The 378-nt window shown below is 69.8% G+C and carries 1 protein-coding gene; it reads right to left on the bottom strand.

The features are described from left to right. On the bottom strand, positions 1 to 378 hold a 378-nt coding region (locus tag A985_RS28950), incomplete at both ends, for a helicase-related protein (protein ID WP_255349093.1).

The raw sequence follows: 378 nt of genomic DNA, 5'->3' as shown, positions 1-378 counted from the left end.
CCCCCCCCCCTCCCGCTGCCGCCGTTACCGGCGCTGCTGGCGTGACGCGGACCGTTGTTGCTCCAGCGGCTGCCGCCGCCGTTGCCTTGACCGTGACGCGGACCATTGCGGCTCGGGCCCGGACGCTTGCCGCCGGCACCGGCCTTCGGTGCGGCACGGCGCGGTTCGAAACCGGCCACGACATTCACCGGCAGCAGTTCACGCGTGTAGCGTTCGATGCGACGCACCGCGCCGATTTCGGCGTGTGCGGCCAGGCTCACGGCCACGCCACGACGACCGGCACGGCCTGTACGGCCGATACGGTGAACGTAGTCTTCCGCAAACTTCGGCAGATCGTAGTTGAACACGTGCGTGATGCCCGGCACGTCGATGCCGCGT

Origin of the sequence: Pandoraea sp. B-6 (assembly GCF_000282835.1) — a bacterium.
Lineage (GTDB): Bacteria > Pseudomonadota > Gammaproteobacteria > Burkholderiales > Burkholderiaceae > Pandoraea > Pandoraea cepalis.
This window is presented reverse-complemented; position numbering and strand designations above follow the sequence as displayed.